The sequence below is a fragment of the Synechococcus sp. R3-13 genome (assembly GCF_047462195.1).
Classification (GTDB): domain Bacteria; phylum Cyanobacteriota; class Cyanobacteriia; order Thermostichales; family Thermostichaceae; genus Thermostichus.
Map to the genome: position 1 here is coordinate 1 of NZ_JANSIO010000259.1, position 2311 is coordinate 2311.

General features: G+C 57.7%; 2 protein-coding genes. One reads left to right on the forward strand and one right to left on the reverse strand.

Going from position 1 to position 2311, the window contains the following annotated elements; genetic code table 11:
* Positions 1–349 precede the first annotated feature (349 nt).
* Complete coding sequence (locus tag NW856_RS07950) at positions 350–1702, forward strand: FAD/NAD(P)-binding oxidoreductase (RefSeq protein WP_414399756.1); 1353 nt, start codon at positions 350–352, stop codon at positions 1700–1702.
* Positions 1703–1756: 54 nt separating this feature from the next.
* Here the strand turns inward: NW856_RS07950 and NW856_RS07955 are convergent.
* A partial coding sequence (locus NW856_RS07955; RefSeq protein ID WP_414399757.1) for a GUN4 domain-containing protein occupies positions 1757–2311 on the reverse strand: 555 nt, incomplete at its 5' end.

Genomic DNA, 2311 nt, shown 5'->3' on the forward strand with positions numbered 1-2311 from the left:
AGAACTTGAAGGCCAGCCGTGAATTCAACGGCAAATCCCTCGTACAGTCCACAGCCTAGCCGACGCCGCCTACCCCCCAGAAGTGCCGCTGTTCCCCCCAGCGTCAACAAAGCCTAAGTCCCAGGCTAAGATTTGCCTCAAATGTTCGACAACTCGAAAAAATGGCTATATTCTTATCAAGTGTTATGGTTACAATTGTTCCACACCTGCAGCGCCCTGAAGACTGGCGATCCGCAGAGTCTTCTACGGATTGCCGGTTCGGGGTTGTTGGCTGTCATTTAACAGGTTCTTCCGCATTAAACTAAACAGCTTCTTGAGCTCAAGTTCAGTTCTGTTTGAGGAAACTGCTGTGTCAACGACTACTAAGCCAATGGAACTCAAAACCCAATCCCCACCCGCCTCCACCCAAACGAACGGGCGCCCTGGCGTCGAGGGATCCATCTCCAGAACTTCGCAACCTGTCATCTACCATCAAATTGTTGTAGTGGGAGGAGGGGCTGCCGGCATCAGCGCAGCGGCCCAGTTGCTGGAGCGCAAGCGCAATCTTGATATCGCGATTGTCGAGCCCTCCGACAAGCACTACTACCAGCCCGGCTGGACATTGGTAGGGGGAGGTATTGCCCCCCTGGCCAAGTTTATCCGGGACGAAAAAACAGTGATCCCCAAGGGAGCCACCTGGATTCAAGCGCGAGTGGCAGAGCTGGATCCAGATCACAACCGCGTCATCACCGAGACCGGCCAGGTTATTCAGTACGACTACCTCATAATGGCCCCCGGGATCCAGATTGACTGGCACTTGATCGAGGGCTTGCCGGAGGCGCTGGGCAAAGGAGGAGTAACCAGCAACTACTCCAAGGACTACGTCTCCTACACTTGGGAGACCATCCGCAACTTCAAGGGGGGAACAGCCATCTTCACGTACCCGGCTACGCCAATCAAGTGCGGCGGCGCCCCTCAAAAAATCATGTACCTAGCCGACGATGTCTTCAAAAGCAAAAGTGGGGTTGGCGTCAACACCAAGGTTCTCTTTTGCACAGCCACTCCCACTCTCTTTGCCGTGCCGGAGTACAGTGCTGCCCTGGAGAAGGTGGTAGAGCGGCGAGGGATCCAGGTGAAATTCAAGCACAACCTCAAAGCCATCCGGCCTGAGACTCAGGAAGCCATCTTTGAAGTCACCACCGACAATGGCAAAGAAGAGGTGAGCCTGCACTACGACATGATCCACGTGGCTCCGCCCATGAGCGCTCCGGACTTTGTCAAGCGCAGCCCCCTGGCCGGGCCGGGAGGATGGGTGGATGTGGATAAGGCAACGCTGCAGCACACCCGCTACCCCAACGTGTTTTCCTTGGGAGATGCCTCTTCTCTGCCAACGTCCAAAACGGCGGCTGCCGCCCGCAAGCAAGCGCCGGTACTGGCGGAAAACCTCTTGGCCGCCATGCAGTCGAAGCCGCTAGTGGCCCGCTACGACGGCTACACCTGCTGCCCCTTGATTACAGGCTACAACTCCCTGATCATGGCCGAGTTTGCCTACAATGCAAAGCTAGCTCCCTCCTTCCCCCTGGACCCAACGCGGGAGCGCTACTCCATGTACCTAGCCAAGGTGCATCTATTACCCTGGCTCTATTGGAACCGCATGCTCAAGGGCAAAAAGTTTGAGGCAGACATCTTCAAGCCCATCAACAAGTTGGTGCACCGCTACTAGGGCTTTCTATCCCCTCACTCCCCAGCCCCTCTCCCTTTGGGAGGGGGGAGTTTTTTACAGGCAGGCTTTGAACTTTTTCAATACCGCCCGATCCAGCATCAGCAGCGCCGCACGTAGGCCACCTGAGTAGCCCCAAAAAAAGCCCACCGGCAGATGACCCTTAGGCGCTGCCAGACGGGTTGTGAGCTCCCCATACCCCAGCCAGCGGCCCTGCACCTGCCAGCCGACTCTTTCCCCCATGCAGTCTTCGCGGGGCAAGGCTGAGAAGGAGCCCGAACGGATCCCTCCTCTTCCCTCCGGGTCACACTCCTGCCAAAGTTGCTTCTGGACGGTAAAGCCAAAGCGCCCATGGCTGGCCCGCACCCACAGTTGGTCAATCAGCCGCAGCATGGGGCAGGGGAAGGCCTGAACATCCTTGGGATCAAAAAAGCCCACTTGCGAGCGCCCAGCAAGCTTCAGCATCAGGGCTGTCGTCCAGCGATCCGCCTCCCCCCACTGCCCCGCTCGCAGCCGATCCCACAGACCTTGCAAGGCAGGGGCTGCTTCCCCTACCCACTCTGGCCAAGAGAGAGTTCCGGGCAGGGATCCCCCCTTCCCTCTCTCCTCTGG